Consider the following 2,971-nt stretch of genomic DNA (forward strand, 5'->3'; position numbering starts at 1 on the left):
GCCATGCTCGGCAGAAGCGTTCCCGGTATAGCCCCTGCCGAGCATGGCTCGGCACTACAGGTGGCGCGTCAGAACGACAGGCTCACGCCGGCAACCGGACCCTTGAATTCCTGTTTCAGGCCGATCACGCCGTCACTGCCTTTCTGGTCAACATCCAGCTTGAACCAGTCATAGCCGGCGAAGATGCCGAAGTTCTTGTTGACGTTGTACTGCACGATCGCATTGGCGCGGCTCAGGTCGCCTTCGTAGTCATCGAAGTTGCCCCAGCGTGTGTTGAGGTACTGGCCCTGCAGATTGATCAGCCAGTTCTCCGAGGGAGTGAAGCTCAGGCGCGCGCCAACCACCGGTGCGATGCCGTCGGCCTTCTCATTGAGGAAGCGGCCCTGGTAGACATCACCGACATCGGCGTAAGCGTCGGCGCTGATCTTGGCGTACTCGGCACCAAGCTGCAGGCCGAAATCAAAACGATCACCATCCACCACCGAGTAGTCGTAAACCAGCGTTGCCACCTGGTACTTCAACTCGCCCTTGACGAAGCTGCCTGCGGGTACCGTGGTGTCACCCCAGCTGATGCCTTCATCCAGCGTCTCGCGCCTGTCCTTGTCGTATTTGAAGTAATCGAAGATCAAGCGCTGGCGGTCGCTGATGCGGAACATGCCGTCCACGCGCGGCTCCCATTCCTTGCCGCCCAGGCTGAAGTCCTCCGACAGATCCACGTCCTGGCCGGCAACAGTGGTGCTGCCGCGGATGGTGTTGTCGGTATCAATGTTCATCGCACCCAGTCGCACGCTGAAGCGCGGATCGCCTTCAGCGGCGTGCGCGGCCTGCGCGTGGACCAGAGCGAGTGTGAGTGCGCACGGAGCAAGTGCGAGAATGAAGCGGGGATTGCGCATGCCATTGCCTGCTTGTTGCTTTGGAGCAGCTGACCATCGCCGATTCGATGTAGAGAACGGTGAGCGCGGCGTGCAGGCAATGTGTAGACGCGGATCAATTGCGGTGAGGTGGTGCCGCCGAGGGCGTGCGACACCACCTCACCCGAGTCCGCGCACCCACCCGACGAGGTAGCGGATTGCCGACTGCAGCTGTCTGACCGGCGGGGCAGTGGGAAGTTCCCGTGTTGCGGTGCAATATCTATTGTCCCGCGACCTGGACCGTTGCTTGGGCAGCGGGGGAAAAAACGTGATATTGCGGCCACTTGCATAGTCAAATGGGGACAAATGCCGGTTGTCTCGCAAATTGTCCCGCTGTTATACTTTCGCGGCTCGACGAGACGCCTTTGCGCGATTCGGCTCTTCCCTTTACCTGAAGCAGGACACTTTGACGTGCTGAACTCCGTTGACGCGGGTCGGCGACTGATGTTGCGCGCCGCGGTATACCCGCTGGCCGCAGTGGTGGTCCTGGCTCTGGCCTTCCTCTTCGTGGGGCCAAAGCATGCGCTGGGCGCCCTTGTATCGGGCCTGGCGGTGGTAGCAGGGACGGCGCTGGCCGCGTGGGTAGGGCTCGGTGGCGGCGTTCAGGCCGCTGGTTCAGCAATGATCCGCCTGTTCCTGGGGTTCGTGCTGAAGATTGTGCTGATTGTTGCCGTACTGGGAATGGCTTTTTTCTGGTGGCGACTTCCTCCTTTGGCGCTGCTGGCGGCAATTCCAGTGGCGCTGATGTTCCAGGTTCTGGCTCTGGCCAGACGTTGATTCACTCATAAAGGTTCCGGACACATGGCGGGCGAGGCTCTAACTCCTACCACGTACATCCAGCATCACCTGCAGAATCTGACCGCTCCGGTCGGTGAGGGCGGTGGTTTCTGGATGATCCACGTCGATACCATCGTCACCGCGGTCCTGATGGGCCTGCTGATGGTGTTCGCCTTCTGGATGGCAACCCGCAAGGCCACCGCCGGTGTTCCGGGCAAGTGGCAGGCGTTCGTTGAAATCTGCCTGGAGTTCGTTGACCGCCAGGCCAAGGACACCTACCACGGCAAGAGCAAGCTGATCACGCCCATCGCGATCACCATCTTCTTCTGGATCCTGTTGATGAACCTCATCAAGATGATCCCGGCCGATTTCATCGCCAAGCCGCTTGAGCTGGCAGGCATCCATTACTGGAAGCCGGTGCCGACCGCCGACGTCAATGCCACCCTGGGCATGTCGATCAGCGTGTTCATCCTGATGATCTTCTTCGCGCTGAAGTCCAAAGGCATCGGCGGCTTCGTCAAGGAATTCCTGACGGCCCCGTTCGGCAAGTGGATGATGCCGTTCAACCTGATCCTCAACATCGTCGAGTGGCTGAGCAAGCCGATCTCCCTGGCGATGCGACTGTTCGGCAACATGTTCGGCGGCGAAATCGTTTTCCTGCTGATCTGGGTGCTGGGCGGTGCCGGCGTGTTCGGTGCCGTTGCCGGTGGCGTGTTCGGCTTTGGCTGGATGCTGTTCCACCTGCTGGTGATCCCGCTGCAGGCCTTCATCTTCATGATGTTGACCATCGTGTACTTGAGCCTGTCGGAAGACAGTCACTAAAGTTACAAGCTTCACCCAGTTTCAACCTTCATCCGTTTCATCACCCTTAGCTACTTAAAGTTCCTGGAGATAACCATGTACTTCGCCGTCCTGACCAACCTCGCCCAAGTTCAGAGCTCCACCGCCCTTGCCGTCGGCATCATGATCGGCCTGGCCGCACTGGGCGCTGGCCTCGGTCTGGCCATCATGGCTGGTAAGTTCCTGGAGTCGGCCGCTCGCCAGCCGGAACTGATCCCGGTCCTGCAGGTCCGCATGTTCATCACCGCCGGCCTGATCGACGCCGCGTTCATCATCTCGGTCGCCGTTGGCCTGCTGCTGGCCTTCGCAAACCCGCTGGCTGCTGCCCTGCTGGCCGAAGCCGCCAAGCTGGCAGGCTGATCCAGCTGCAGTGAGACGGTCGGGGGGGGGGGGGGGCCCCCCCGGGCCGTGTGGGTGGGGTGGGGGTGGTTTTAGAAAAAGGA

Annotated in this window: 4 protein-coding genes; 3 read left to right on the forward strand and 1 reads right to left on the reverse strand. The window is 60.7% G+C overall.

The window, feature by feature from the left end; all coding sequences use genetic code 11:
- Positions 1-68: 68 nt before the first annotated feature.
- Positions 69-893: a hypothetical protein gene (locus QMX78_RS20945; protein ID WP_282273289.1), complete on the reverse strand. Its 825-nt coding sequence runs from the start codon at positions 891-893 to the stop codon at positions 69-71.
- Between the two features lie 429 nt (positions 894-1,322).
- Between QMX78_RS20945 and QMX78_RS20950 the strand changes: the two genes are divergently transcribed.
- The 3 genes from QMX78_RS20950 (at position 1,323) to atpE (ending at position 2,888) form a co-directional block, all read left to right on the forward strand.
- The gene (locus tag QMX78_RS20950) at positions 1,323-1,688 is read left to right on the forward strand and encodes a hypothetical protein (protein ID WP_282273291.1); all 366 of its coding nucleotides are present in this window, start codon (positions 1,323-1,325) and stop codon (positions 1,686-1,688) included.
- Between the two features lie 24 nt (positions 1,689-1,712).
- The gene (gene atpB / locus QMX78_RS20955; protein WP_282273293.1) at positions 1,713-2,510 is read left to right on the forward strand and encodes a F0F1 ATP synthase subunit A; all 798 of its coding nucleotides are present in this window, start codon (positions 1,713-1,715) and stop codon (positions 2,508-2,510) included.
- 75 nt (positions 2,511-2,585) lie between these two features.
- Positions 2,586-2,888 carry a F0F1 ATP synthase subunit C gene (gene atpE, locus QMX78_RS20960; RefSeq protein WP_054661978.1) on the forward strand — a complete coding sequence of 101 codons (303 nt, stop codon included), beginning with the start codon at positions 2,586-2,588 and terminating at the stop codon, positions 2,886-2,888.
- Positions 2,889-2,971: the final 83 nt, after the last annotated feature.

This window comes from Stenotrophomonas sp. PS02298, assembly GCF_029959445.1.
Classification (GTDB): Bacteria; Pseudomonadota; Gammaproteobacteria; order Xanthomonadales; family Xanthomonadaceae; genus Stenotrophomonas.